Genomic DNA, 26,487 nt, shown 5'->3' with positions numbered 1-26,487 from the left:
CTCAGCCGCCGCAGCGCGGGTTCGGGCCCTTCATCGCCGCCACCCGGAGCACCGACTGGTCGACGCGCGGCATCGTCAGCTCACCGGCCGCCAGCGCCTGCTCCAGCCGGTCGAGGACCGCGGGCACCTCGGCCGTGGTCACCCACAGCGCTGTGTCGGCACCGGCCTGCAGGGCGCGCAGCGCCGCGTCGGCCACCCCGTAGCGGTCGGTGATCGCCCGCATGCTGGAGATGTCGTCGGTGAACACCGGGCCGTCGAAGCCCGGGCCGCCGTAACCGCCGGAGCGCAGGAGTTGGTAGGCGGCCGGGCTCAGGCTCGCGGGATCGCTGCCGGTCAGCTCCGGAACCTCCATGTGCCCGACCATCACCCCGACCGGCCCCTGCGCGGTCAGCGTGCGATACGGCACGAGGTCGGAGTTCTGGAGCTCCGACAGCGGCGGGGTGGAGACGCCCTGGGTGTGCGAATCGCCGGAGGCGCTGCCGTGTCCCGGGAAGTGTTTGAGCACCGGCAGCACACCGGCGTCGCGCAGGCCACGGGCGTACGCCCCGGCGTACTCGGTGACCGTCGCCGGGTCGTCGCCGAAGGACCGGTCACCGATGGCGGCACTGGCCCCGGTGACGTCGACGACCGGTGCGAAGTCGATGGTCACGCCGAGCCCGCGCATCGCCCGGCCACGCTCGAGCGCGATGCCGTAGACCTGCTCGGGGGTCGAACTCTGCGCCAGCGCGCGCGCCGAGGGCTGGGTGCCGATCAGCGAGGCCAACCGCGAGACCCGGCCGCCCTCCTCGTCGACGCTGACGGCCAGCGGCAGCGGAGCCGCGGAGGCGGCGATCTCCGCCAGCGGGGCGCCCATCATCGACAGGTCGGTCCAGCTGCCGATCATGATGCCGCCGATGCGGTGGTTGTCGACCACCGCGCGGGCGTCGGCGGCGTTCGACACCCCGACCATCAGCAGCTGGGCCAGCTTGTCGCGGGTCGACATCTCCGAGAGCAGCCCGGCGCCCTGACCGCACGCCTGAGCACCGGGCGCCAATGGCACGGGCGCCTTCAGCGGTACGGCGGGTGCCGCGGAAACGGGTGCGGCGGTGATTGCCGGATCGGGCGGTGCGGCCGCGGGTTCCTGCTTCGGCGACGAGCACGCGAGCAGCATTCCCGACGTCGCGACCAGTGCGCACAGTCCTCGGGTCCAAGCCATGGGCTTTGACACTAACGGCTCCGGCGGCGCGGGTCGATGCCATAGGGTCGAACAGGAGACCATCGAGGAGGGTGCGATGACCGCCGAAGCCGACACCTCGGCCGCGGAATTCGCCCCAGAAGTCATGGTGATCGCCTACGACGGCACCGACAACGCCCGCCGGGCCGTGCACTACGCCGGGCGGTTCCTGTCCGCGAACCGCGCGGTGGTCCTGACGGTGTGGTCCCCGGCGCACCGCGGCCCCGAACCGCCGCAACTGGACCTCGACGGGCCGCCGGATCCGGCGCCGGACGACGAGGACATCGCCTACGCCGACGCCCAGCGCACCAACGACGAGGGCATCGCGCTGGCGCAGGCCGCCGGCCTGACCGCCGAACCCCTCTGCGTGGCCGCGACCAGCACCGTGTGGAACACGATCATCGAGACCGCGGACACGTTGGACGCCGACCTGATCGTCACCGGGACCCGCGGCACCACCGGTCTGCGCTCGCTGCTGCAGTCAAGCGTCGCCGACCGCGTACTGCGGCACGGGCACCGTCCGGTGCTCATCGTGCCCCCCGGCCGCTGAGCGCCCGCGTGCTAGTTTTGGCGCCATGGATCGGTTCATCGTCCCCGCCGCGGCCAGCATCGTCGTCGGCCTGCTGCTCGGGGCGGCGGCCGTGTTCGGGGTGACGCTGATGGTGCAGGAGGACAGCAAGCCTCCGCTGCAGGCGGGCGATCCGGCGTCATCGGTGCTCAACAGGGTCGAGTACGGCGACAGAAGTTAGTTCCCGGGTCGCGGCTGACACGTCCGCAGCCGCGTACACCGCGCAACCGCTGTCGCGGCGGTGGATGTGGGTGGCCGCGGTCGCGGCGCTCGTCCTGACTTTCGCCCAGTCGCCCGGACAGATCTCCCCCGACACCAAACTCGACCTCACCGCGAATCCGCTGCGGTTCCTCGCGCGCGCCGCGAATCTGTGGAACAGCGACCTGCCGTTCGGCCAGGCGCAGAACCAGGCCTACGGCTACCTGTTCCCGCACGGCACCTTCTTCCTCGCCGGTGACCTCCTCGGCCTGCCCGGCTGGGTGACGCAGCGGTTGTGGTGGGCGCTGCTGCTGACCGTCGGGTTCTGGGGTGTGGTGCGGGTCGCCGAGGCGCTCGGCATCGGCAGCCCCACATCGCGGGTGATCGGTGCGGTCGCCTATGCGCTGTCACCCCGGGTCCTGACCACCCTGGGGGCCCTGTCGTCGGAGACGCTGCCGATGATGCTGGCGCCGTGGGTGTTGCTGCCGTTGATCCTGGCGTTGGGCGGGACGAGAGGGGCGGGAGAGGCCGGGCGCGGCCGGGGTTCGGTACGCGTGCTCGCCGCCCGGTCTGCCGGGGCGATCGCGCTGATGGGGGCGGTCAACGCGGTGGCGACACTCACCGGATGTCTGGCCGCGGTGCTGTGGTGGGCGTGTCACCGGCCCAACCGCCGGTGGTTGAGATTCACCGGGTGGTGGTTCGGCTGCGCGGCGCTCGCGGTGCTGTGGTGGGTGATCCCGCTGCTGCTGCTCGGACGGATCAGCCCGCCGTTCCTCGACTTCATCGAATCCTCCGGCGTCACCACACAGTGGATGTCGCTGACCGAGATGCTGCGCGGCACCGGCAGTTGGACTCCGTTCGTGGCGCCCAGCGCGACCGCCGGGTCGACGCTGGTCACCGGCAGCCTCGCCGTGCTCGCGACGACGCTGGTGGCGGCCGCCGGGCTGGCCGGTCTGGCGTTGCGCTCGATGCCGGCGCGCGGCCGGCTGATCACGATGCTGCTCGTGGGGGTGGCCCTGCTCGCGGCCGGCTACTCCGGCGGGCTGGGCTCGCCGATCGCGTCGGCGGTGCAGGCGTTCCTCGACGGGGACGGCACCCCGCTGCGCAACCTGCAGAAGCTCGACCCGGTGCTGCGGTTGCCGCTGGCGCTGGGGGTGATCCACCTGCTGGCCCGGATCCCGCTGCCCGGCAGCGCACCGCGGCCGGCGTGGGTGCACGCGTTCGCCCACCCCGAGCGGGACCGGCGGGTGGCGGTGGGCATCGTCGTCCTCGCCGCCCTCACCGCGGGCACCTCGCTGGCGTGGACGGGCCGGCTGACCGCGCCCGGGGCGTTCACCGCCATCCCCGACCACTGGCACGAGACCGCGCAGTGGCTGGACGCCAACAACACCGGTGAGCCCACCGCGGGACGGGTGCTGGTGGCGCCCGGAGCACCGTTCGCCACCCAGGTGTGGGGCAGCACCCATGACGAACCCCTGCAGGTGCTCGGCGGAAGCCCGTGGGGCGTGCGCGACTCCATCCCCCTGACCCCGCCGGAGACGATCCGCGCCCTCGACTCGGTGCAACGCCTCTTCGCCGCCGGCCGGCCCTCCGCCGGCCTCGCCGACACCCTTGCGCGCCAAGGTATCTCGTATGTCGTGGTGCGCAACGACCTGGATCCCGAATCGTCTCGCTCGGCGCGGCCGGTGCTGGTGCACCGCGCGATCGACGGCTCCCCCGGCCTGACCCGGGTCGCACAGTTCGGCGACCCCGTCGGCCCGGGCACCCTGGAGGGCTTCGTCTCCGACAGCGGGCTGCGGCCGCGGTATCCCGCCGTCGAGATCTACCGCGTCGAGGCGGCAGGGAACCCGTCGTCCCCGTACCTGGTCGACGCCGACGCGATGGCCCGTGTCGACGGCGCACCCGAGGCGTTGCTGCGCCTCGACGAACGCCGTCGCCTGCTCGACCGGCCGCCGCTGGGCCCGATGATGCTCACCGCGGACGCCGAACGCGCCGGCCTGCCCGCGCCGCTGGTGACCGTCACCGACACCCCGGCGGCGCGCGAGACCGACTACGGCCGCGTCGACGACCACTCGTCGGCGATCCGCGCACCCGACGATCCGCGCAACACCTTCAACCGGGTGCCCGACTATCCATCCGAGGGCGCCGACCTCGTCTACGGCCGGTGGACCGGCGGCCGGTTGTCGGTGTCGAGTTCGGCGGCCGACTCGACCGCACTGCCCAACGTCGCCCCCGCCACCGGTCCGACGGCGGCGATCGACGCCGACACGTCGACGAGCTGGGTGTCCAACGCGCTGCAGGCCGCGCTCGGTCAGTGGCTGCAGGTCGACTTCGACAAACCGGTCACCAACGCCACCATCACCGTCACGCCCAGCGCCACCGCCGTCGGCGCGCAGGTGCGGCGGATGGAGGTCGCGACGGTCAACGGCACCAGCACCCTGCGTTTCGAGGAGGCGGGCACACCGCTGACGGTCGCGCTGCCCTACGGCGAGACGCCCTGGGTGCGGATCACCGCGACCGGCACCGACGACGGTTCGGCGGGGGTGCAGTTCGGCATCACCGACCTGTCGGTCACCCAGTACGACGCCAACGGCTTCGCCACCCCGATCCCATTGCGGCACACGGTGGCGGTGCCCGGCCCGCCGGCCGGTTCCACCGTCGGCCTGTGGGATCTCGGCTCCGAACTGCTGGGCCGGCCGGGTTGCGTGGACAGTCCGGACGGCGTCAAGTGCGCGGCCGCCATGGCGCTGTCGCCCGAGGAGCCGGTGAACCTGAGCCGGACGCTCGCTGTGCCGGAGCCGACGACGGTGCGGCCGACGGTGTGGGTGCGCGCCCGGCAGGGTCCGCGGCTGGCCGAACTCATCCGTGAGCCCGGCACCACGGTGGTCGCCGGGGACGCCGACGCCCTCGACGTGCTCGGATCGTCCTACGCCGCGGGTGACGGGGATCCACGCACCGCGTGGACGGCACCGCAGCGCGTCGTCCAGCACCGCACCCCGCCGACGTTGACCCTGACGCTGCCGGCCCCGGCCGAGGTCGCCGCCCTGCGGATCACACCCAGCACCACGGAGCCACCCGCCCGCCCGCGGATGGTGGCCGTCGACCTCGGCAACGGCCCGCAGACGCGCCGGCTCTCCGGTGAGGGCGGCGCGGAGACGGTCGAGCTGGCACCCCACCGCACGGACACCGTCGCGGTCTCACTGCTGGACTGGAACGACATCATCGACCGCACCTCGCTGGGCTTCGACCAACTCAAACCGCCCGGTCTGGCCGAGGTGACCGCCCTGGACCGGCGGGGCACCCCGATCGGCGCCGCCGACGCGGGTGAGAACCGCGCCCGCACCGTCGACGTGCCGTGCGGGGAGGGGCCGATCATCGGCGTCGCCGGTCAGTTCGTGCCGACCGCGGTCACCACCACCGTCGGCGCGCTGCTCGACGGGGAACCGGTGATGGCCCGGCCGTGCCGCGAGGGACCGATCGACCTGCCCGCGGGTGAGCAGGAGCTCCTGGTCAGTCCCGGCGCCACCTTCGTCGTCGACGGGGTGCAGCTGGCCGCGCCGACGGCCCGCGACATCACCCCCGCGCCGACGACGCCCGCCGACACCGGCGCGTGGAGTGCCGACCGCCGCGAGGTGACGGTGACCGCCGCGCAGCGCGACCGCGTGCTCGTGGTCCCGGAGAGTGTCAACCCGGGTTGGCAGGCGCGCGGTCCGGACGGTGGCGTGCTGACGCCCGTGGTCGTCAACGGCTGGCAGCAGGGCTGGGTGGTGCCCGCGGACACCGCGGGCGCCGTCACGCTGTCGTTCGGCTCGAACACGGTCTACCGGGTCGGCCTGATCGGCGGCCTGGCGTTGTTGCCGGTGCTCGCGCTGCTGATCGGGCTGCCGGTGCGGCGCCCCCGAGACGACGAGCCCGCGCGTCCGTGGCGGGTGCCCGCGGCCGCCGCGGTGGTGGGCGGCCTGGCGGTGGGGGCGGTGATCTCCGGGTGGGCCGGGGTGGTGGTCGTCGGCGGTGCGTTCGCCGCGGGTTATCTGCTGCGCGGCCGGGAACGGTTACGCGACCGGATCACGCTGGGCGTCGCAGCGGGCGGCCTGACCCTGGCAGGCGCTGTGCTGTCGCAGCATCCGTGGCGCTCGGTGGACGGCTATGTCGGGCATTCGGCGGGGGTGCAACTGCTGGCGCTGCTGTCGGTGGCGGCGCTGGCCGCCTCGGCGGTGCCGTTCACCGTTCGGTCCTCACCGCGATGAAATGCCGCAGCGTCGACTCGCCGTGGACGTACTGCTCGAGCTCCTGTTCGAGCGCGTAGTCCAGCCCGGTCTGCCGGACCAGGTGCTGACGCAGGTGCTCGTCCCAGCTGCGCACGACGAACAGCTCGACGAACGTGTCGGCGGACTCCCCGCTCCGGAAGATGCCCCACTGCATCGCGCCGGTCCGCTGCCGCGAGCGGCGCACCCGCTGCATCAACGCGAGGAAGCCCGCCTCGTCCTCGGGCGAGACCTGATAGGACTGCAGCACCACGACCGGCCCGTCCTGCGGGTCCGGCTCGAACACCAACGCCGGTTCGCCCCAGTGCGCCGACGGTGTGACGTCCAGGGTTCCGGTGCCTGCGTGCAGCGGCCACCACAGCACCGACAGCGCGCAGCCGACCAATAGCGCCGCGCTGATCAGCAACGCCGTCACCCCGCTCGTCGCGCCGGCCACCAGCCCCCACACCAGCGAGCCGATCGCCTGACCGCCCATGAAGACCAACTGGTAGACCGAGAGCCCGCGCGCCCGCACCCAGGCGGGCAGGCTCAACTGCATCGAGGCGTTCAGCGTCGACAGCGTCAGCAGCCACGACAGGCCGCCGAGCACCAGCAGCGCCAGCACGACGGCGAGCACGTGAACCGTGGCCAGCACCGCGGTGGCGGCGGCGAAGCCCAGCGCGGCCACGGTGAGCAGCTGGTTGTACCCGAAGAGCGCCTGCAGGCGTGACAGCACCACCGCGCCCAGCACCGCCCCGACGCCGAGCGCACCGAGCAGCAGCCCGTACCCCGAGGACGAGAGGCCGAGCTGGTTCGCCGCGATCACCGCCAGCAGACCCCACAGCGCGCTGCCCGGTGCGATGAACAGCACGGCCCGCAGCAGGATCCGGCGGATCACCGGTGAGCTGCGGATGAACCGTCCGCCCGCGCTCAACGCCGACAACGGGCGCTCGACGGGCATCATCGACTCGCTCGCGGGCCGCCGCCACGCGAGCAGCACCATGACGATGCCGATGAACGACAGCGCGTTGAGCGCGAACACCGTCGTCGGTCCGGACACGGACACCAGGACGCCCGCGATCGCGGGGCCGATCGCCCTGGCACCGTTCATGCTCATGCTGGTCAGCGCCGCCGCGGCCGGGATCTGTTCGCGCGGAACGAGTTCCGGCTGGATGGCCTGCCACGCCGGGGCGGTCAGCGCCTGCCCGCACCCGATCAGGAAGAGCAGGAGCAGCAGCACCGTCGGCGTCGCGAGCCCGAATCCGCTCAACGTGGCGAGTGCGGCGACCCCTGAGGCCATCGCGCCCTGGGTGGCGATCAGTAGCCTGCGCCGGTCGATCAGGTCGGCGAGCACCCCGGACGGCAACGCCAGCAGCATGACCGGCAGCGTCGTCGCCGTCTGAACGAGCGGAACCAGCACCGCGGCGCCGGGGTCTCCGACGAGCATCCACTGCGCGCCCACCGTCTGCATCCAGGTGCCGAGGTTCGAGACGAACTGCGCGATCCACAGCGCCCGGTAGACCGGTGACGCCAGCGGCGCCCACGAGGACACCACGGGTCGTGTTTGCGGTGTGGCCATGCGGTGTTCCTCCCAAAGGTCGGTACCGGGTACCCACTGCGGCGGCCGATCCCATCAAACGCCGACACCGCAAGCGGCCGCAGCTCTAGCATCGGGCCTGTGCCACAGCTGAATACCGCTGCAGGAGCGATCGACACCGCCGACCTCGGCGTCACGCTCATGCATGAGCATGTGTTCATCATGACCACGGAGATCCTGCTCAACTATCCGGACGCGTGGGGTGACGAGGCCACGCGAGAGGCCGACGCGATCGCCCGGCTCGACGAGCTGAAATCTCGCGGCGTCGACACCATCGTGGACCTCACCGTGATCGGGTTGGGCCGCTACATCCCGCGCATCGCCCGCATCGCCGCGGCCACCGACCTCAACATCGTCGTGGCGACCGGGCCGTACACCTACAACGACGTGCCGTTCTTCTTCCACTTCACGGGCCCGGGCACCCCGCTGGGCGGCGACGAGTACATGGCCGACATGTTCGTCCGCGACATCGAACGCGGTATCGCCGACACCGGCGTGAAGGCCGCGATCCTCAAGTGCGCCACCGACGAACCCGGGCTCACCCCCGGGGTGGAACGGGTGCTGCGCGCGGTCGCGCAGGCCCACCGCCAGACCGGGGTGCCGATCTCCACCCACACGCACGCCGCCTCACGCCGCGGGCTGGACCAGCAGCGGGTCTTCACCGAGGAGGGCGTGGACCTGTCGCGGGTGGTGATCGGGCACTCGGGCGACACCACCGACCTGGATTACCTCGAAGAGCTCATGGCGGCCGGGTCCTACATCGGCATGGACCGGTTCGGCATCGACGCGTTCCTCGGGTTCGAGGATCGGGTCGCGACCGTGGCGGCGTTGTGCGAACGCGGCCACGCCGGTCAGATGGTGCTGTCCCACGACGCCTCCTGTTATTTCGACGCGCTGCCGGAGGAGACCGTGTCCACGGTGATGCCGAACTGGCACTATCTGCACATCCACAACGACGTGCTGCCGGCGCTGCGCGCCCGCGGGGTCACCGAGGAGCAGCTCACCACCATGCTCGTGGACAATCCGCGCCGCATCTTCGAGCACTCCGGCGGGTACTGACGTGGTCGACGGCGTACCCACGATCGGGACCCAGTTCTCGCACCTGGCCTCGCGCGATCCCGACGCGCCGGCGGTCACCTGCGCCGGCCGCACCGTCACTCGCGGGGAACTCGACGCGACGACCAACCGCCTGGCCCGCGCCTACGCCGAACTCGGTGTGCGACAGGGTGATTACGTGACCGTGCTGCTGCCCAACTCGATCGAGTGGGTGCAGACGGTGCTCGCGGCGTGGAAGCTGGGTGCGGTGCCGCAGCCGCTGTCCGCCCGGCTGCCGGACGCCGAGCTGGCCGGTCTGCTGGCGCTGCGGGCGCCCGCCCTGCTCGTAGGGCGCACCGACCCCCACGGCGTATCCCCCAGCGTGCCCGCCGATTTCGCGCCGGATCCGGCGCTGTCGGCCGAGCCGCTGCCGGAGGCCGTCTCACCGGTGTGGAAGTCGATGGCGTCGGGCGGGAGCACCGGCAGGCCGAAGCTCATCGAGGCCGGCAACGACAGCCGGGTGCCGTCGGCGATCGGTCTGCCGCTGGGCGCCGAGGAGGGGGACGTCAACCTGGTGTCGGTGCCCTTGAGCCACAACACCGGGTTCACCACGTTCGCGATCGGGTTGCTGATGGGTCACCACGTGGTGCTGATGCCCCGGTTCGATCCGCACGAGTTCCTCCGGTTGGCCACCGAGCACCGGGTGACGTTCCTGACCACGGTGCCCACGATCATGCAACGGTTGCTGCCGGTGTATCGAGCCGATCCCGGCGCCTACGACCTGTCGTCGATCCGGCGGTTCTGGCATGTCGGGGCGCCGTGCCCGCCCGCGGTCAAGGAGGCCTGGATCGGCATCCTGGGCCCGCAGGTGCTGTGGGAACTGTACGGCGGCACCGAGTTACAGGCGCTGACGTTCATCTCCGGCGAGCAGTGGCTGACCCACCGCGGGTCGGTCGGCACCGTGGTGGCCGGGGAGATGACCGTGCTCGACGACGACGGCAACCGCTGCCCACCCGGCGTCGTCGGCGAGATCTACATGCGCCGCTCGCCGGGCGCCGCCCCCACCTACCGCTACATCGGGAGCACCGCCAAGAGCCGCGACGGGTGGGATTCGCTCGGCGATCTCGGCCACTTCGACGAGGACGGCTTCCTCTACCTGAACGACCGGCGCGTCGACATGTTCACCGTCGGCGGCCGCAACGTCTACCCGGCCGAGATCGAGTCGGCCCTCTCGGCGCATCCCGAGGTGCTGTCGTGCCTCGTCGTCGGCGTCCCGGACGACGACCTCGGACAGGTGCCCTACGCGCTGGTGCAGCCGCTCGCGGGATCGTCGCTCGACGAGGCGGCGGTGACGGCGTTCGTGGCCGAACGCCTGGCGGGCTACAAGGTGCCGCGCACCGTCGAGTTCACCGACCACCCGCTGCGCGACGACGCGGGCAAGGCCCGCCGGTCCGCCGTGCGCGCCGAGGTCATCGCGAGATCGGCTCGGGCACGTCGTTGACCGCACTGTCCAGCGGCGGCGCCTGGCGCAGAGGGGTGGCGCGCCGGAACTCCCAGCGCCGCAACGCCTCCCGGGCCGGGCTCTCCACCAGCGCGTAGCTCACCGCGGCGAGCGCGAAGCCGAACACCAGGGTCAGCGTCAGGACCAACGGCATGTGCCCGTTGAACGCGAACTCCCCGACCATGGGGAAGACCATCGCCAGCGCGGCGAGATGCCAGACGAACAGCCCGTAGGACCAGCGGCCGAGCGTCACCATGACCCGGCTGCCCAGGATCCGGTGCGGGGTGTCCGGCCGGTCGAGAACCAGCGGCGCCAGCAGCGCCCCGGCCACCACCGCCCCCATCGCCGTCTTGAGGATGACCTGGCCGATGGTGCCGGGTTGCAGACCCTCCCGGCCGGCCAGCGGCGACGCGGCGACCGTGAAGGCGAGCACCGCGATCAGCGCCATGAGGACCCGTCGTCGCGCCAACCGATGGGCCCACCCGACCGGTGTGACGGTCAGTTCCGCCAACACCATGCCCGCGGCGAACCAGGAGAAGAAGGCCGGCGGCCAGTTCCACAGGTTGTGGCCGGAGTCGGGGTCCGACGGGATGTACACCCAGAACAGGCTGGCCACCGCGGCCGCGGCGAGGACGGGGATGCGCGCCCGGACGGGTACGCGGCGCACCAGCAGCGCCAGCAGGGGCAGCGCCAGGTAGAAGCTGACCTCGACCGACAGGCTCCACATCTGTGTCAGCCCCGCCGTCAGGGTGAGCGGAACGTAGATCTGGGTGAGGCTCAGGTTGGCCAGCCACACGGTCAGGTCCGGTTCGGTGTCCGGGAACAGGGCCAGGATGATCACGACCGCGACCAGGTAGCCCGGCATGATGCGGACGATGCGCGAGCGCAGATAGTGAGCGGTCGGCGGGGCGGCGCGCAGACCTCTGGCCGCCGCGGCGTGGCCGCGCCACAACAGAAAGCCCGACAGCGCGAAGAACACGGCCACCGCCAGGTCGAACCGTCCGAAGAACCGGCCGTCGGCCCCGCTGGTGTGCCCGGTCTGGAATGCGACGTGGGTGACGACGACGCCGATGGCCGCGCAGGCGCGCATGCCCTCGACGGCGGGCAGGAACGACCGCGTCCCGCCGATCTCCTGGCTGCTCGTCACGGCGACCAGTGTGCCAGCGCGTCGGGTGGGTCTGGGCGGGGAAGGTCTCGCCGTCTCCAGTAAGTTCCCGCCTTAATGTCTGCTGTTAGGGTCAAACGGGTTTTGCCGGCCCGAGCCGAAGGAGGCACGGTTTGAACCGCGCAGTGGCGCTGCGGATCGCGGCGTGCGGACTCATGGGGCTCGGTGCTGCCCTGCTGATCGCCGCACTGTTGCTGTCCACCTATACCAAGGGCAAGATCGCGAAGGTTCCGCTCGACATCGACACCACGTTGATCAGCGACGGAACCGGGACCGCCTTCGATCCGGCGTCGCTGCTGGGCGAACGCTTCGTCGTGGACCGCGACGTGCCGATGTCGTACCAGCAGCAGATCACCGTGGAGTCGCCGTCCAACGCGGACGTGGTCACCCTGCAGGTCGGCAGCTCGATGCGGCGCACCGACAAACAGCAGGACAACGGTCTGCTGCTGGCGATGGTCGACACCGTGACCATGGACCGGTCGTCGGCGATGGCCGTGTCGAGCGAGAGCAATCCGGGTGGCGCGGTGCAGAAACCGCGGGCCATCGAGGACGACCAGCCGCCGACCAACATCGCGCTGCCGCACGACGGGCTGACCTACCGGTTCCCGTTCGACACGGAGAAGAAGACGTACCCGCTGTTCGACCCGATCGCGCAGAAGGCCTACGACGCCAACTACGACGGCGAAGAGGACGTCAACGGCCTCACCACTCTCAAGTTCACCCAGAACGTCGGGTACGACGCCGAGGGCAAGCTGGTCGAACCGGTGAAGTACGCCTCGCTGTACGAGGACGACGCCGACGCCCAGGTCACCGCCCGCGCAGGGCTGTGGGGTGTCGAGGGCGATCCGGAAGCGCCGATCACGATGAGCCGGTTCTACGCGGCGGAGCGCACGCTGTGGGTGGATCCGGTGTCGGGCACCATCGTCAAATCCGAGGAGCACGGCTACCACTACTACGCGCGGGACGCGCTGCGGCCCGAGGTGACGTTCGCGGACTACCGGATCACGACGAACGAGGAGTCGGTCGAGTCCCAGGTGGCCAGCGCCCGCAGTGAACGCGACCGGGTCGCGCTGTGGGGCCGCATCCTGCCGATCACCTTCACGGCGCTCGGCCTGGTGCTGCTCGTGGGCGGCGCCCTGCTCGGATCGTTCAGCCTGCGCGCGGAGTCGGCGCTGATCGATCCCGGGCTCGACGAGGCCGACCACGGGTTCTTCCAGCGCGACGACGCCGGGGAACCGGTGCCGGGCGCCGAGGCCAAGACCGAGAAACTGCCGGCCCAGCGGCCGACCGATCTACCGCCCGACAGACCGGTCTGATCTCCCGCCACCTCCCGCCGGTCTACGCGCTGGCGCTGTCGCTGATCGTGACCGCGCCGCTGCTGGCGCCTGGGTATCTGCTGCTGCGTGACGCGGTGTCGACGCCGCGGTCGCATCTGTCCGATGCGGCGCTGGGGCTCTCCGAGGCGGCGCCCCGCGCGCTGCCGCAGGACTTCTTCATGGTCCTGGCGTCGCACGTGCTCGACGGCGGCGTGGTGGTCAAGACGCTGCTGGTGGCCGGTCTCTGGCTGGCCGGGTGGGGTGCGGCGCGGCTGGCGTCGACGGTGGTGCCCGAGGCGGGCGTGGCCGGGCAGTGTGTGGCGGTCACCGTCGCGGTGTGGAATCCCTACGTCGCCGAACGCCTGCTGCAGGGGCACTGGAGTCTGCTGGTCGGATACGGCTGCCTGCCGTGGGTCGCCCATGCGGTGCTGCGGCTGCGCGACGGGTCCGGTCCGTGGTGGCCGCTGCCGTTCTGGATCGCCCTGGCCGGGTTGACCCCGACCGGGCTGCTGCTCGCGGCGGCGGTGGCGGTGGTCTCGGTGTGCGCGCCGGGTGAGGGCCGCCGCCGGGTCGCCGTGCTGGGCGCGGCGCTCGCGACGGCGGTGGTCGGTGCCCTGCCGTGGCTGGTGGCGGCGGCGGTGTCCGGGTCACTGGCCGTGTCGCCCGCCGCCGGGCTGCCGGCGTTCGCGGCGCGGGCCGAGCCGGGTCTCGGGACGCTGGGCAGTCTGGCCGGGCTCGGCGGCATCTGGAACGCCGATGCGGTACCGGGCTCGCGCACAACAATCTTCGCCGTCGTGGCGACGGCCGTGCTGCTCGCGGTGGTGGCGGCCGGGGTGTCGGTGGTGTGGCGGCGGCGTGAGGCTCTGCCCCTGCTGGTCCTGGCCGCGGCGGCGGTGGTCCTTCCCGCGCTGATGGCCACGGGTCCGGGGCTCGCGGTGCTCGAACACACGGTGCGGGCGCTGCCGGGGCTCGGCGTGCTGCGGGACGGACAGAAGTGGGTGGCGTTGGCGTTGCCCGGTTACGCCGTCGCCGGTGCGGGTGCGGTGCTCGCCCTGCGGAAGGTCTCTCCGGCGGTGTCGGGGGCGGTGTGCTGTGCGGCGTTGATCGCGGTGCTGCCCGACCTGGCGTTCGGAGTCGGTGGACAGCTGCGGGCGGTGCAGTATCCGCCCGGCTGGGCGGCCGCGGCGGCGGTGATCAACGCCGATCCGCGACCGGTCGCGGTGCTGCCGCCCGACAGTATGCGTCAGTTCTCGTGGGCGGGCGAGGCGCCGGTGCTCGACCCGCTGCCGCGGTGGGTGCGCGCCGACGTGTTGAGCACCGGTGACCTGGTGATCGGCGGGACGACGGTGCCCGGTGAGGGCGTGCGCGCGCGGGCGGTGCAGGACCTCGTCACGCGGGGGGCGCCGGTCGCGAAGTTGGCCGACGCCGGGGTGGGCTGGGTGGTCGTCGAATCACGTGGTGCCGCACTGGATCTGCCAGTCGCGTACCGCGACGACGAGCTGGCGGTGTACCGGGTCGGCGGGGACCGTCCGGGCTCACCGGACCGGGGGCTGCTGATCGCGGCGCACGCCGCGTGGCTGGCGCTGCTGGTGGGCTCGCTGCTCGCCGGTGCGCTGCGCCGACTTGCGTGACGCAGCGGCGGATCTCGGGGCCGATGTGCGCCGTAGCGTTACCCAACCGCGGAGCGCTACACCACGCCGCTGACGTGCCGCCCCTCGAGCATCGCGTCGAACACCTCGCGCATCGCCGATGCGCTCTGCCGCCACGAGAACTCGACACTGCGAGCCTGGGCCTTCGCCCCCAGCTGTTCGCGCAGCACGCGGTCGCCGAGCAACTGCCCCAGGGCATCGACGAGTTCGTCCCGGTCGTCGACCAGCAGACCCGTCACACCGTCGACGATCGAATCGGTCAGCCCGCCCGAGGAGCGGTAGCCGACGGTCGGCACCGCGTGCTGGCCCGCCTCGGTCACCGCAAGCCCCCAGCCCTCCTTGCGCGACGGCAGGACGTGAACCCAACTGCGTTGCAGCACCTCGTGTTTGGTGGCGTCGTCGACATGCCCGTGGAAGGTGACCGCATCGGAGATCCCCGACAGCCGGGCGTGGTCGACCAGCTTCTGCTGCCACCACCCGCCGCCGAGTACGTCGAGATGCAGATCGGGCACGTGCGGCCGCAGCGCGGCCACCGCGTCCAGCGCGTCCTCGATCTGCTTGTGCGGCACCAGCCGCGACAGCACGGCGATCCGCGGTGTCGCCGACCGGGGCGAGGTGAGCGTCGACGCCGGCGCCTCGTCGAGCCCGTTGCGCACCACGGCGATCCGCGCGCCGTCCACGCCCAGGTCGGTCAGGTCGCGCACGGACGGCAGCGACACCGTCACATACTGCGCCCGCCGGTGGACGCGCGGCGACACCGCCGACTCGACGAACCAGCCGAGCCGGCCCAGCACCGGACCGGCGACCGGCCACTGCTCGCGGTGACAGTGGTGCACGAGCACCGCCACCCTCCGGCCGTGGACCAGCCGGGCCAGGAACGGCAGCCCGTTCTGGGTGTCGACGACGACGTCGGGGCGCACCCCGCGCAGCGGACCGAGCCCGACCCGGGCCAATGCCATCACCAGCAGCGCCCACGGGTAGACCGAATACCTGCCGCCGCCACGACTGACGTGCACACCGTCGACCACCTCGCGGCGCGCGGCCCCGGCGTAGCGGGCGGTGCGCAGCGTGACCCGCACACCCGAGGCGGCCAGCTGCTCGCCGATGCGCTGCAGGTACATCTCGCTTCCGCCCCCCTGGGGGTGACCGGTGTCCCGCCAGCACAGGAGCAGGACGGAACGGAGGGCGGGCGCGGACAGCCGGGCAGACATCGTCGGCCAGCCTATCCGCTGCGTAGGGTCGGTCGCGTGTCCGCTACCGAGCTGTTCGCCCGACGCGCGACGCTGTCGCGGTCGGTCCGGTTGCTCGGCGACTTCCGCTTCGAGCAGTCCGACCCGGCCCGCTTCTACGGGGCGCTCGCCGACGACACCGCCGCGATGGTGGCCGACCTCTGGCAGGGCGCGACGGGGACGACGCCCGGTGGCCGCACGGTGCTCGACGTCGGCGGCGGACCCGGGTTCTTCGCCGCCGCCTTCGCCCGTCGCGGGATGGAGTACGTGGGCGTCGAACCGGACCCGCGGGAGGCGCACGCCGGAGCCGCTCGGGCGGCGACATCCGGCATGGGTCCCGCGGCCACCGCGCACTCCGGCCGGTACGTGCGCGCCTCCGGTCTGTCGCTGCCATTCGTCGATGGCAGCGTCGATGTGTGCCTGTCCTCGAACGTCGCCGAACACGTCCGCCACCCCTGGCGGCTGGGCAACGAGATGCTGCGCGTCACCCGGCCCGGCGGCCTCGCGGTGCTGTCCTACACCGTCTGGCTGGGCCCCTTCGGCGGGCACGAGATGGGGCTGACGCACTATCTGGGCGGGGCCAGGGCCGCCGATCGGTACGCCCGCAGGCACGGACACCGGCCGAAGAACGACTACGGTTCGTCACTGTTCGCGGTCACGGCGCGCGACGGCCTCGACTGGGCGGCGAGCACCGGCGCGCTGATCGCCGCATTCCCCCGCTACCACCCGCGATGGGCGTGGTGGACCGACGCCGTGCCAGGTCTGCGGGAGTTCGTGGTGAGTAATCAGGTGCTGGTCCTGCGGCCCTGACTGCAACAGGTTCTCGTTTTGGCGTCCAGTCGGTAGTGTGACGTCCATGACACAGACCGTGCAGACAGCTCACAAGACGACGTGGGACAAGCTCTTCATCGGCGGCCAGTGGGTGCAACCGTCGACCGACGAGGTGATCGACGTCTTCTCCCCCGCGACGGGTGAGAAGGTCGGCCAGGTCCCGATGGCGGCCGAGGCCGACGTCGACGCCGCATGCGCCGCCGCGCGCAAGGCCTTCGACGAGGGGCCGTGGCCGAGGATGTCGCCCGAGGAGCGCGCCGCGGTGCTCGGCGCCGCGGTGAAGCTCATGGAGGAGCGCGGCGCCGAACTCAAGTACCTGCTCGCCGCCGAGACGGGTCAGCCCCAGACGATCGTCGACATCATGCAGTACGGCGCGGCGATGTCGGCGTTCACCTACTACGCCGGCGCTGCCGACAAGTTCCAGTGGAGCGAGATCCGCGACGGCATCTACGGCCAGACGCTGGTCACCCGGGAGCCGATCGGCGTGGTGGGCGCGATCACCGCCTGGAACGTGCCGTTCTTCCTCGCCGCCAACAAGCTGGGCCCGGCGCTGCTGGCCGGGTGCACGATCGTGCTCAAGCCCGCCGCCGAGACGCCGCTGTCGGTGTTCGCGATGGCGCAGATGTTCCTCGAGGCCGGACTGCCCGAGGGCGTGCTCTCGATCGTGCCCGGCGGCCCGGAGACCGGGCGTGCGCTGACCGCGAACCCCGAGATCGACAAGTACACGTTCACCGGCAGTTCCGCGGTCGGCAAGGAGATCGGCAAGCTGGCCGCCGAGAAGCTCAAGCCGTGCACGCTGGAACTGGGCGGCAAGTCGGCGGCGATCGTGCTCGAGGACGCCGACCTGGACTCGACGCTGCCGATGCTCGCGTTCTCCGGGGTGATGAACTCCGGTCAGGCCTGCGTCGCGCAGACCCGCATCCTCGCGCCGCGGTCGCGCTACGACGAGCTGGTCGAGAAGCTCGCCAACTTCGTGGCCGCGATGCCCGTCGGCCTGCCCGACGACCCGAACGCCGCCATCGGACCGCTGATCAGCGAGAAGCAGCGGGAACGCGTGGAGAGCTACATCGCCAAGGGCAAGGAGGAGGGCGCCCGGGTGGTCACCGGCGGAGGACGTCCCGACGGGCTGGAGGGCGGGTGGTTCGTGCAGCCGACGGTGTTCGCCGACGTCGACAACTCGATGACCATCGCCCAGGAGGAGATCTTCGGGCCGGTGCTGGCGGTGATCCCCTACGACACCGAGGACGACGCGATCCGCATCGCCAACGATTCGGTGTACGGGCTCGCGGGCAGCGTCTGGACCACGGACAACAAGAAGGCCCTCGAGGTGGCGAGCAAGATCCGCACCGGCACCTATGCGGTCAACATGTACGCCTTCGACCCGGGTGCGCCGTTCGGCGGCTACAAGAACTCCGGCATCGGCCGCGAGAACGGCCCGGAAGGCATCGAACAGTACTGCCAGGCCAAGAGCACGCTGCTGCCGTTCGGCTACACCCCCGAGTAGCCCAGGGCCGAAAAAAGGGCTCCCACCTGCGGGTGGGAGCCCTTTTTAGCACTGTCGACGTTGGTGTGACGCTCGCCCCGGGGCCGCCGGGGCGGGCGCCGGAGATCATTATGCACACACCCATATTCGGACGCCAATCCCGGGCTGCGAGGTGTCAGGTTGTGCCATTTTTTCTGCTGTTCTATGCTTTCGGTCATAGAGAAAGAGGCACGTCATGTGGGTGGTCGAACTCAACATCGTCGGTTTGCGGTTCGTCCGCCACCTACCGAGTCGACGCCGCCTCCTCTTCTCTCCGCGCGGGCTCGCCTGGCGAGCGACGCCGCAGCGCCCGTCCCGTGTCGCCTGACCGAAGATGAAGAAAGCCCCCACCAAGCGCGGTTCCACGCGCACCAACATGCTGATCGGCGCCGCCGAGGTGCTCCGCGAGCGCGGCGCCGCCGGCGTCACCATCGACGAGGTCCTGCAGCGCAGCGGGGCGCCGCGCGGCAGTGTCTACCACCACTTCCCCGAGGGGCGCAGTCAGATCGTCGCGGAGGCGTTGCAGTACGCCGGCGAGTCGATCACCGAGTTGATCGACGAGGCCGCCGCGAACGGTGGCCAGTACCTGGTGGACCACTTCGTCGAGTTCTGGGACCGGGTCCTGGCCGACAGCGATTTCACCGCGGGCTGTCCGGTGGTCGCCGCGGCGATCGGTTCGTCCGAGGACGGACCGCAACTCACCTCGGTCGCCGGGGCGATCTTCGGTCACTGGCGTGATGCGCTGACGCGCGCCTTCGAGGTCGACGGATGCGAGCAGGCCGAGGCCGCGTCGCTGGCCACCACGAGTATCGCCGCCCTCGAGGGCGCCGTCGTGCTGTGCCGGACCACCCGCGACCTGGACCCGCTGCGCCAAGTGCACACCCAGCTCGAATTCCTGCTCAAGTCAAGGGAATTCATCCGCCGCAACGGCATACCCGCGGGCACCGGCTGAGCGGTTCACGCCGCCCGCCAACGCGCACAGAGAAATTCGCGGTTCACCGCCGATTCGACGAGTCGCCACTCCGACCGCACCGGCAGGACGCGCGAACCGCCGCCGAGCGTGCACGGCGCGTAGCTGACGATCATCTCGTCGACCAGACCCGCGGCGACGAACTGCGCGGCCAGGTCCCCTCCCCCGACCACCCACACGTCCTTGTCGCCGGCCGCGGCGGCCAGCGTCGCATGCAGTTCGGTCACCTCCCCGGCGAAGGTCTGCACGGGGTGCCCGGCGGCGACGATGTCCGGCCGGTGCGTCACCACCCAGGTCGGTTGGGCGTACATCCATTCGCCCGGTTGGTTCTTCACGATCCACTCGTAGGTGGCCGCCCCCATCACCAGCGCACCGACGGTGTCGACGAACGCGTCGTAGTGGAACGGTCCGTCGGGGTCGATGTCGCGGGACATCAGCCAGTCCAGGCTGTCGTCGCCGTCGACGATGTAGCCGTCCAGGCTCGACGCGGTGTAGTACACGGTCGCCAACTCAGTGCCTCCTCATCCAGTCCAACGGATCTCCCTGTTCGGTCGGCAGGCCCAGCCCGGCGAGCATGGACCGGGCCAGACCACGTCGGTGCGCCGAGAACGTCAGCACATGCGCGACGATGCCGTGGAGCTGGAACGACTCGGGTGGATCGCACAGCGCGTCGATCACGGTGTCACCCATCCTCCCGGCCGCCGAGTACTCCGAAACCATAGTGGCCCAACGCTTTCCGATGTCCGCATGCCGGGCAGCGAGCTCGTCGGCCGTCAGGGACCCGTCACGCGCGGGGAAATCGCGTCCCTCGATGGTGGCCAGCCACACCTCCTTGGTCCACACCAGCGCACCCAGCACCGCAGCCACGCTGGGTTCGGGGCCGTCCCAGTGCAGCACCACCTGACCGGGTGACACCTCCTGGCGCCACTGCCCGTCACCCAATAGCCGGGCGCGGTCGATGAGGTAGGCGGTGTCGGCGATGTCGTGGGCCACCATGAGCCGGCTCGGGTCGGGCTCCTTGTCGGAGCCGTCGCCGTCGAGCCAGAGCGACTGCGGCGGATGGAAGTGCAGCCCGTTGGGTGCGGGCACCCGGAACTCCACATCGCCGGCGCGTGAGGGCGGCACGCCGAACGTCCGGCGGAAGGCCCGGGAGAACACCTCGGGCGAGGACCAACCCTCGTCGGCGGCGACGGCGGCGACGGCCTCACCGCGGCGCAGCCGCCAGGCCGCGCGTTCGAGCATGATCCGCCGGCGCAGCGCGGCCGGTGGTTCCCCGGTGAGCCGGCGCACCTCGCGGGAGAAGTGGAACTCCGAGGCGTAGCTGCTGCGCGCCATGTCGCCCACTTCGGTGTTGGACGCGTCGACGACGGCGTCGAGCAGTTCGCGTAACCGGTCGCGCCGCGCCGGTGTCGTGGCGTGCTCATTCACGATCCGAGTATGGCCGCCGCCCGCCCAGAGGGACATGACGATTCCTGCTGCGTGCGTGCTCACTAGACTCGCCCGCCAGTGAATGAATTCGAGGCGCTGTGCGCCAACGACGACGACCTGGCGACGCTGCGGACGTCGATCCGGGGGTTTCTGGCCGCCGATCGCGCGGCCTACGGCTGGCAGCCCGCCGTCGACTGCTGGCTGGCTGCGTGGGATCCGGCGTTCAGCGTGCGGTTGGCCGAGGCCGGGTTCGTCGGGCTGACCATCCCCGTCGAGTTCGGCGGGCACGGGCTGGGACATCTGCACCGTTACGTCGTGACCGAGGAACTGCTGGCGCACGGCGCACCCGTGGCGGCGCACTGGATCGCCGACCGCCAGGTGGCGCCAGGACTGCTGGCGTACGGCACGGAGGAACAGCGTCGGCGGCTGCTGCCCCGCATCGCCGCGGGCCGGTTGTCCTCGGCGATCGGGATGAGCGAACACGGCGCCGGTTCGGACCTCGCGGCGGTCGCCACCCGCGGCACGCGGGTCGACGGCGGCTGGCGGGTCGACGGGACGAAGGTGTGGACCAGCGGAGCCCACGTCGCCGACCAGGTCGTGGTGCTGGCGCGCACCGCGCCCGTCGACCCCGACCACCGGCACGCGGGTTTCAGCCAGTTCATCGTCCGGACCGATTCACCCGGGGTGACGATCAGCCCGATCGTGCTGATGAACGGCGAACACCACTTCAACGAGGTGCTGTTCGACGGGGTGTTCGTGCCGGACGCCGACGTGCTCGGCGAGATCGGGAACGGCTGGCACCAGGTGACGGCCGAACTCGGGTTCGAGCGCAGCGGTCCGGAACGGATCCTGTCCACGGCGACGCTGGTCTTCGAAGCGGTGGCCGCCCTCGGCCGCGGCCGGGTCGACGATCGCACCGCCGCCGAGGTGGGCGATCTGATGGCCCGGATGGTGTCGTTGCGCCAGCTGTCGATCTCCGTCGCCCGCGAACTCTCCGCGGGCCGCGACGCGAACACCAGGGCGGCGCTGGTGAAGGACCTCGGCACCCGTTTCGAACAGGATTCGGTGGAGATCGTCGCCGATCTGCTGGCCTACCTCGACGACGACGCGCCCGAGGCAGAGCGGCTGCGCGGCCTGCTGGCGACGGGCCGATTGCACTCGCCGTTGTTCACGTTGCGCGGCGGGACGAATGAGGTGTTGCGGGGAGTGGTCGCCCGCGGGATGGGGGTGCGATGAGCGCTTGCGCGAAGAGCCGAGAGACCAGATGAGCGCTTGCGCGAAGAGCCGAGAGACCAGATGAGCGCTTGCGCGAAGAGCCGAGGGGTGCGATGAGCGACGAATTACGGGATCTCGTCGACGATCTCGCGCGTCGCTCGTACGACGCGCGGATGGGCCGGCACACCCGCCCGGAGACTTTCGACACCGATCTGTGGCGGCACCTCGAGGAGACCGGTCTGAGCCGGTTGACCACCGCCGAGGATGCCGGGCCGGCGGAGTCGGCGATCGTGATGGCCGGCCTCGCGCGGCGCAGCGCCGCCGTCCCGGTGGCCGAGACCGACCTGCTGGCCGCATGGCTGGCCGGTGCCGCCGGCCTCGACGTGCCCGCGTCGGGTCCGCTGACCGTCGCCGTGTGCGACGGCGCGGTTCGCGACGGACGGGTGGTCGGGACCGCGCGGCGGGTACCGTGGCCGCGCGATGCGACGGTCGTGGCCGCCGTGCGCACGGACCGGGGCCTGCACGTCGCGCTGCTCGACGACCCCGTGATCGTCGACGGGGTGGACCTGGCGGGTGAGCCCCGCGGTGAGGTCGGCGTCGACGTCGCCGAGAACGACTGCGCGCTGGTGGATGTCGCGCTGGCCGACGAGCTGATACGGCGGGGCGCGTGGGCGCGGTGCGTCCAAACCATCGGGGCGTTCGACACCGCCGCCGACCTGACCGCCGCCCATACCAGGGAGCGGGTCCAATTCGGCCGGCCGCTGAGCAGGTTCCAGGCCGTCCAGCACGCGCTGGCGGCGATGGCCGGCGAGATCGAACGCGCCCGTGCCACCACCGACCTCGCCGTCGCGGCGGCCGTCCAGGACGGATTCGCCGCGCCGGCAACGCAGTACGCGGTGACGGTGGCCAAGGTGACCGTCGGGCGCGCCGTCGAACCGGTCACGACGATCGCCCATCAGCTGCACGGGGCGATCGGGGTGACGGTCGAGCACCCGCTGTGGCTGTCGACGATGCGGGCCCGCGGCTGGGTCGACGATTTCGGCTCCCCCGCGCGGTACGCCCGCGAGCTGGGGCGGCTCGCGCTGTCGTCGGGCGATCCGTGGGACGTGCTGGTCGCGCCGTAGCTAGCGGTCGAGGACGTCGCCGATGCGCTGCTCGACGTCGGCGCGGTCGCCGAGGTCCGTCACGTCGATGCCGAACCGCCCGGTGAGGGCGTCGACGACCTGGGCGGCGGTGTCGAACCGGGTCTGCTCGCTGCCCTCGGCGCGGTGCACCGTGAGGTGGCGGCCCCGCATGTCGACCCGCGCCTCGTCGGTCACCAGCGCGGCGGTCAGGCCCACCACGAACACCGAAGCGGGATGCGTCGAGACGTACCAGCTGCCGACCTCGAGGTCGATCAGCGGCTGCGGCTGGTCGGTGAACAGGTACAGCGGACGCCATTCACCCCGGATGAGCGACTCCAGGACGTAACCGTCGCCGTGGTCGCGGATCCGGTAGGGCTCGTGTCTGGTGGGCTGTTCGACGCCGGTCTCGAAGCGGATCGGCGAGGACAGCGTCTGCCCGCCGAAGCCGACATCGACCAGGAAGCGGCCGTCCGCGTCCGGCACCGTCACCGCCAGCAGTTGATGGGTCTGGGCGGGCAGCGCATCGTCGTCGCGCATCCACACCACCCGCCCGGCGATCCGCTCGACGCCGAAACCCAGTGCCTCAAGGACATAACCCATCAACCCGTTGTGCTCGTAGCAGTAGCCGCCGCGCCGCCGGTACACGAGCTTGTCGGTCAAGGCGTCCGCGCTCAGGTCGGCGACCGGTGTTCCCATCAGCGGGTCGAGGTTCTCGAAAGGGATCGACCGGTTGTGTGCGGCAATCAGGGCCCGCAGCGTGTCGAGGGTCGGGTCCGCCGTGCCCCGGTGGCCGATCCTGTTCAGGTACGCCGCGGTGTCGGTCATGACCTCCATGGTGTGACCTCGAGCGCGGTTGAGGTCAACCTCGTCTCGATTTCCGCGATGCCGCGACGCCGGAACGGGTAACCCCCATTCGAGCGTCTCGACGACCGGGACACCGAGATACGAGGGCAACGACATGGGTTTCAGCGGTAAGGCGAGGAACAAGCTGCAGCAACTGCAGGGTCGGATGCGGGCAGGCGCCGGCGGCGCGGTCGGCGATCCCAACATGCGGGCGCGGGGCCGCGGCGACGAGCGGATAGCGCATCTCAAGGACGCCGGGGAGAAGGTCAAAGACGCCTTCCGGTCGCGTCGCCGGCCACGCGGGTACTGAGCCGAGTCCACCGGCGGTGACAGACGAGACCGGCGCCGCCGGTGCGGTTCGGGTCGCGACGAATCATCGGGGGGCGCAGATCGCTGCGCGCACCGGATACCTGATCAACGGCGTCCTGCATCTGCTGATCGCCTACATCATCTTTCGCATCGCGATCGGATCCGGCAACGGTGACGGCGCGGACCAGTCCGGTGCGCTGGCCACGCTCGCGGCGACGAAAGGGGGTTTCATCGCGCTGTGGGGCGTCGCGGTGGCCCTGGTGCCGCTGACGCTGTGGCGGCTGGCGGAGACGATTCTCGGTCTGCATCCCGGCGAGCACCACGAGCCGAATCCGGACCCCGACGACTTCCTCATGGTCAACCGGCTCAAGGCGCTCGGGCTGGCGGCGGTGTACGCCGCAGTGGCGGCGATGGCCGTGCAGTTCGCGCTCGGCAGCCGCGATTCCAGCGCCGAGCGGAGTGTGGGCCTGAGCACGTGGCTGATGCGCACGCCGGAGGGTAAGGCGGTGCTTGCGCTGATCGGTCTCGGCGTCATCGCCGTCGGCTGCTATTTCGCGTTCAAGGGGGCGTCGCGGCGATTCCGCGATGACCTCAACATCTCCGGCGGCCGACTGCTCACGGTGCTGGGGGTGTTGGGACACGTGGCGGAGGGCGTGGTGCTCGCGGTCGCCGGGCTGTTGGTGATCGTGGCATCGGTGCGGGCCGACCCGTCGAAGGCCACCGGACTCGACGGCGCGGTCAAGGCGCTCGGGCAGATGCCGGGCGGTTCGGTGCTGATCGCGGTCGCCGCGGCGGGTTTCGCCGCCTACGGTCTCTACAGCTTCGCGCTCACCCGCTACGCGCGGATGTGAGCGTTCACCCGGGGATGACCCCCTGCCCGTCGTGTTCTGCGACGGTCTCGACCCGGTGCGCACCGGGAGACTCCGGGAGTTCGTGCCTGCCGCCGGCGGAGCGCCTGCGCAGCAGCCACACCACACCGGCCGCGGCGGCCACCCCGGTGACGATCAGCGTCGGCCACATCGCGAGCTGCGCCAGCCACAGCCGGCGCTGCACCGTGAAGAGTCGCTGCTGGGCGTGCCGGAGTCGTTTCACCGTGTCCATGCCGTCACTGTGCCCGCGACCGGCGCCGGAAAAACACGTCAACCGGCCTCGACGATCGTCGTGGTGACCGAGACGAGCTGCGGGGCGGCGGGCGCGGAGGCGAATCCGAAGTTCACCGGAGGTCGAAGTGGTTGTAGGGCAACCAGATCCGTATCCCGGTAGCGGCCCTTCACCGCGGTGATGCGGCGGGAGCGCCGCACCCCGTAGTACTCCCGGCGGCCGTTGCCCGCCGTGCCCGCGGTGTGCACGCCACGCACCAGGCGCGACGCCACCGGGTCGATGGCCCGCAGCCACCACGGCGCCGTCGCGAGCCGGCCGGGCACCAGCCGCAGCACCCGGTCCAGCGGCGCGGGTCCGCCGATCGACACGTCGACCTCGAGTGCCGCGCTGCGCACGGTCAGCCGGTCGCTGCTCAGCGTCGCGGCCACCGGCCCCACCTCGACCCGGTCGAAGTGATAGGTCGAGGCGACGAAGTCGGCCACCGCGGCGTCCGGGGCCAGCAGGACGCGCTGTTCGTCGGGCTGCTGCACCATCACGTCGGTGAACGCGCCGAGCGGCGACGTCGACCATCTGCCGACGACGATCCGCACGCCGGCCTCGGTCCCGAACCCGGCGATGTGGCCGGTGAATACGTGTCTCAGCTGCCGGTCCACCTCGGGGGCCGCTTCTCCGCGAAGGCGACGGCCCCCTCTCGGGCGTCGTTGCTCGCGAACACCGGCATCAAAATCTTCATCTGTTCGGCGAACTGCGTTTCCGGGCTCCAGCCGCGCGACTCGACGATGATGCGTTTGGTCGCGGCCACCGCCAGCGGCCCGTTCGCGGTGATACGCCCGGCCAGCGCGAGCGCGGCCTCCAGCGCACCGCCCGGTTCGGCCAGCACGTTGACCAACCCGAGTTCGTGGGCGCGTTCGGCGGGCAGGTTGTCGCCGGTGAGGGCGAGCTCCATCGCGATCGCGTAGGGGATGCGCTGAGGCAGTCGCAGCAGTCCGCCACCCCCGGCGACCAGACCGCGCTTGACCTCGGGGATGCCGAACGCCGATTCGCGGGACGCGACGATCAGGTCGGTGGCCAGCGCCAGCTCGGTGCCGCCCGCCAGCGCGTAACCCTCGACGGCCGCGATCAGGGGCTTGACCGGCGGACGCTCGGTGAATCCAAGCCCGCGGCCCTCGATGTCGACCCGCTCGCCGCGCGCGAACGCCTTGAGATCCATTCCCGCGCAGAAGCTTCCGCCGGCGCCGGTGAGGACGCCCACCGAGAGGCCGGCGTCCCCGTCGAGCCGGTCCATCGCATCCGCCAGGCCCCGGCTGACCGCGGCGTCGACCGCGTTCTTGGCCTTGGGCCGGTTGATGGTGATCACCAGGATGCGATCCCGCTGCTCGACGAGGACGACGTCTTCACTGTTGGCTTCGTTGCTCACGCGGCCGATGCT

At 71.5% G+C, this 26,487-nt stretch carries 24 protein-coding genes; 14 read left to right on the top strand and 10 right to left on the bottom strand.

Going from position 1 to position 26,487, the window contains the following annotated elements:
- Nucleotide 1: 1 nt before the first annotated feature.
- A complete protein-coding gene (locus AU196_RS19605; protein WP_197415848.1) occupies nucleotides 2-1,195 on the bottom strand; it encodes a glycoside hydrolase family 3 N-terminal domain-containing protein in 1,194 nt (397 codons plus the stop codon).
- A gap of 76 nt (nucleotides 1,196-1,271) precedes the next feature.
- On the opposite strand from AU196_RS19605, the gene AU196_RS19600 reads away from it, so the two are divergent.
- From AU196_RS19600 to AU196_RS19595, 3 genes are all read left to right on the top strand, one after another.
- Nucleotides 1,272-1,763 carry a universal stress protein gene (locus AU196_RS19600; protein ID WP_059096732.1) on the top strand — a complete coding sequence of 164 codons (492 nt, stop codon included), beginning with the start codon at nucleotides 1,272-1,274 and terminating at the stop codon, nucleotides 1,761-1,763.
- 25 nt (nucleotides 1,764-1,788) lie between these two features.
- Nucleotides 1,789-1,962, top strand: coding sequence for a DUF2613 domain-containing protein (locus tag AU196_RS25290; RefSeq protein WP_011557654.1), 174 nt, complete (start codon nucleotides 1,789-1,791; stop codon nucleotides 1,960-1,962).
- 64 nt (nucleotides 1,963-2,026) lie between these two features.
- Nucleotides 2,027-6,226 (top strand): alpha-(1->3)-arabinofuranosyltransferase, encoded by a 4,200-nt coding sequence (locus AU196_RS19595; RefSeq protein WP_059096731.1) that lies wholly within the window; start codon nucleotides 2,027-2,029, stop codon nucleotides 6,224-6,226.
- On the opposite strand, the gene AU196_RS19590 is transcribed toward AU196_RS19595, so the two are convergent.
- Complete coding sequence (locus tag AU196_RS19590; protein ID WP_059096730.1) at nucleotides 6,201-7,802, bottom strand: MFS transporter; 1,602 nt, start codon at nucleotides 7,800-7,802, stop codon at nucleotides 6,201-6,203. The two genes, AU196_RS19595 and AU196_RS19590, sit on opposite strands and share 26 nt — an antisense overlap.
- 99 nt (nucleotides 7,803-7,901) lie before the next feature.
- Here AU196_RS19590 and AU196_RS19585 point away from each other — a divergent pair, with 99 nt between their 5' ends.
- Together AU196_RS19585 and AU196_RS19580 are read left to right on the top strand one after the other, a co-directional pair.
- Nucleotides 7,902-8,879, top strand: coding sequence for a phosphotriesterase family protein (locus AU196_RS19585; protein ID WP_059096729.1), 978 nt, complete (start codon nucleotides 7,902-7,904; stop codon nucleotides 8,877-8,879).
- Between the two features lies 1 nt (nucleotide 8,880).
- Entirely contained in the window at nucleotides 8,881-10,356 is a 1,476-nt protein-coding gene (locus AU196_RS19580) for an AMP-binding protein (protein WP_059096728.1), read from the top strand.
- Here AU196_RS19580 and AU196_RS19575 read toward each other — a convergent pair.
- Nucleotides 10,325-11,503 carry an acyltransferase family protein gene (locus AU196_RS19575; RefSeq protein ID WP_059096727.1) on the bottom strand — a complete coding sequence of 393 codons (1,179 nt, stop codon included), beginning with the start codon at nucleotides 11,501-11,503 and terminating at the stop codon, nucleotides 10,325-10,327. The two genes, AU196_RS19580 and AU196_RS19575, sit on opposite strands and share 32 nt — an antisense overlap.
- Before the next feature lie 131 nt (nucleotides 11,504-11,634).
- Here AU196_RS19575 and pgfA point away from each other — a divergent pair, with 131 nt between their 5' ends.
- Together pgfA and AU196_RS19565 are read left to right on the top strand one after the other, a co-directional pair.
- On the top strand, nucleotides 11,635-12,837 hold the full coding sequence (gene pgfA, locus AU196_RS19570; protein WP_059096726.1) for a cell envelope lipid trafficking protein PgfA: 1,203 nt from the start codon (nucleotides 11,635-11,637) through the stop codon (nucleotides 12,835-12,837).
- Nucleotides 12,837-14,468 carry an MmpA family trehalose lipid delivery protein gene (locus tag AU196_RS19565; RefSeq protein ID WP_502687273.1) on the top strand — a complete coding sequence of 544 codons (1,632 nt, stop codon included), beginning with the start codon at nucleotides 12,837-12,839 and terminating at the stop codon, nucleotides 14,466-14,468. The genes pgfA and AU196_RS19565 overlap by 1 nt, the downstream gene beginning before the upstream one ends.
- Nucleotides 14,469-14,524: 56 nt before the next feature.
- Here the strand turns inward: AU196_RS19565 and AU196_RS19560 are convergent, their stop codons facing one another.
- Nucleotides 14,525-15,697, bottom strand: a complete 1,173-nt coding sequence (locus tag AU196_RS19560) for a glycosyltransferase family 4 protein (RefSeq protein WP_059096724.1) — start codon at nucleotides 15,695-15,697, stop codon at nucleotides 14,525-14,527.
- Nucleotides 15,698-15,733: 36 nt separating this feature from the next.
- Here AU196_RS19560 and AU196_RS19555 point away from each other — a divergent pair, with 36 nt between their 5' ends.
- The 3 genes from AU196_RS19555 (at nucleotide 15,734) to AU196_RS19545 (ending at nucleotide 19,020) form a co-directional block, all read left to right on the top strand.
- On the top strand, nucleotides 15,734-16,525 hold the full coding sequence (locus AU196_RS19555) for a class I SAM-dependent methyltransferase (RefSeq protein ID WP_059096723.1): 792 nt from the start codon (nucleotides 15,734-15,736) through the stop codon (nucleotides 16,523-16,525).
- A 46-nt stretch (nucleotides 16,526-16,571) separates the two neighbouring features.
- Nucleotides 16,572-18,050 (top strand): aldehyde dehydrogenase, encoded by a 1,479-nt coding sequence (locus AU196_RS19550; RefSeq protein ID WP_059096722.1) that lies wholly within the window; start codon nucleotides 16,572-16,574, stop codon nucleotides 18,048-18,050.
- Between the two features lie 352 nt (nucleotides 18,051-18,402).
- Nucleotides 18,403-19,020: a TetR/AcrR family transcriptional regulator gene (locus AU196_RS19545; protein WP_197415847.1), complete on the top strand. Its 618-nt coding sequence runs from the start codon at nucleotides 18,403-18,405 to the stop codon at nucleotides 19,018-19,020.
- 5 nt (nucleotides 19,021-19,025) lie between these two features.
- Here the strand turns inward: AU196_RS19545 and AU196_RS19540 are convergent, their stop codons facing one another.
- Complete coding sequence (locus AU196_RS19540; protein ID WP_059096721.1) at nucleotides 19,026-19,547, bottom strand: dihydrofolate reductase family protein; 522 nt, start codon at nucleotides 19,545-19,547, stop codon at nucleotides 19,026-19,028.
- 1 nt (nucleotide 19,548) lies between these two features.
- The gene (locus tag AU196_RS19535; protein WP_502687272.1) at nucleotides 19,549-20,502 is read right to left on the bottom strand and encodes a helix-turn-helix domain-containing protein; all 954 of its coding nucleotides are present in this window, start codon (nucleotides 20,500-20,502) and stop codon (nucleotides 19,549-19,551) included.
- A gap of 42 nt (nucleotides 20,503-20,544) precedes the next feature.
- Here AU196_RS19535 and AU196_RS19530 point away from each other — a divergent pair, with 42 nt between their 5' ends.
- Nucleotides 20,545-21,702: an acyl-CoA dehydrogenase family protein gene (locus AU196_RS19530; protein ID WP_059096720.1), complete on the top strand. Its 1,158-nt coding sequence runs from the start codon at nucleotides 20,545-20,547 to the stop codon at nucleotides 21,700-21,702.
- Nucleotides 21,703-21,794: 92 nt separating this feature from the next.
- A complete protein-coding gene (locus tag AU196_RS19525; protein WP_059096719.1) occupies nucleotides 21,795-22,805 on the top strand; it encodes an acyl-CoA dehydrogenase family protein in 1,011 nt (336 codons plus the stop codon).
- On the opposite strand, the gene AU196_RS19520 is transcribed toward AU196_RS19525, so the two are convergent.
- Nucleotides 22,806-23,630 carry an arylamine N-acetyltransferase family protein gene (locus AU196_RS19520; RefSeq protein WP_231737652.1) on the bottom strand — a complete coding sequence of 275 codons (825 nt, stop codon included), beginning with the start codon at nucleotides 23,628-23,630 and terminating at the stop codon, nucleotides 22,806-22,808.
- A gap of 133 nt (nucleotides 23,631-23,763) precedes the next feature.
- On the opposite strand from AU196_RS19520, the gene AU196_RS19515 reads away from it, so the two are divergent.
- Complete coding sequence (locus AU196_RS19515) at nucleotides 23,764-23,958, top strand: CsbD family protein (RefSeq protein ID WP_059096717.1); 195 nt, start codon at nucleotides 23,764-23,766, stop codon at nucleotides 23,956-23,958.
- Nucleotides 23,959-23,974: 16 nt separating this feature from the next.
- Nucleotides 23,975-24,808, top strand: a complete 834-nt coding sequence (locus AU196_RS19510; RefSeq protein ID WP_059096716.1) for a DUF1206 domain-containing protein — start codon at nucleotides 23,975-23,977, stop codon at nucleotides 24,806-24,808.
- Nucleotides 24,809-24,812: 4 nt separating this feature from the next.
- On the opposite strand, the gene AU196_RS19505 is transcribed toward AU196_RS19510, so the two are convergent.
- Genes AU196_RS19505 through AU196_RS19495 form a run of 3 tightly spaced genes read right to left on the bottom strand, consistent with a single transcriptional unit; the run spans nucleotide 24,813 to nucleotide 26,484 of the window.
- The gene (locus AU196_RS19505) at nucleotides 24,813-25,058 is read right to left on the bottom strand and encodes a hypothetical protein (protein WP_059096715.1); all 246 of its coding nucleotides are present in this window, start codon (nucleotides 25,056-25,058) and stop codon (nucleotides 24,813-24,815) included.
- 38 nt (nucleotides 25,059-25,096) lie between these two features.
- Nucleotides 25,097-25,699 carry a hypothetical protein gene (locus AU196_RS19500; protein WP_059096904.1) on the bottom strand — a complete coding sequence of 201 codons (603 nt, stop codon included), beginning with the start codon at nucleotides 25,697-25,699 and terminating at the stop codon, nucleotides 25,097-25,099.
- Nucleotides 25,696-26,484 carry a crotonase/enoyl-CoA hydratase family protein gene (locus tag AU196_RS19495; RefSeq protein WP_157546515.1) on the bottom strand — a complete coding sequence of 263 codons (789 nt, stop codon included), beginning with the start codon at nucleotides 26,482-26,484 and terminating at the stop codon, nucleotides 25,696-25,698. The genes AU196_RS19500 and AU196_RS19495 overlap by 4 nt, the downstream gene beginning before the upstream one ends.
- Nucleotides 26,485-26,487: the final 3 nt, after the last annotated feature.

This window comes from Mycobacterium sp. IS-1742 (assembly GCF_001500125.1).
Classification (GTDB): domain Bacteria; phylum Actinomycetota; class Actinomycetes; order Mycobacteriales; family Mycobacteriaceae; genus Mycobacterium.
Note: the sequence above shows the minus strand (reverse complement) of the source record. Positions and strands in the feature narration are given on the sequence as shown.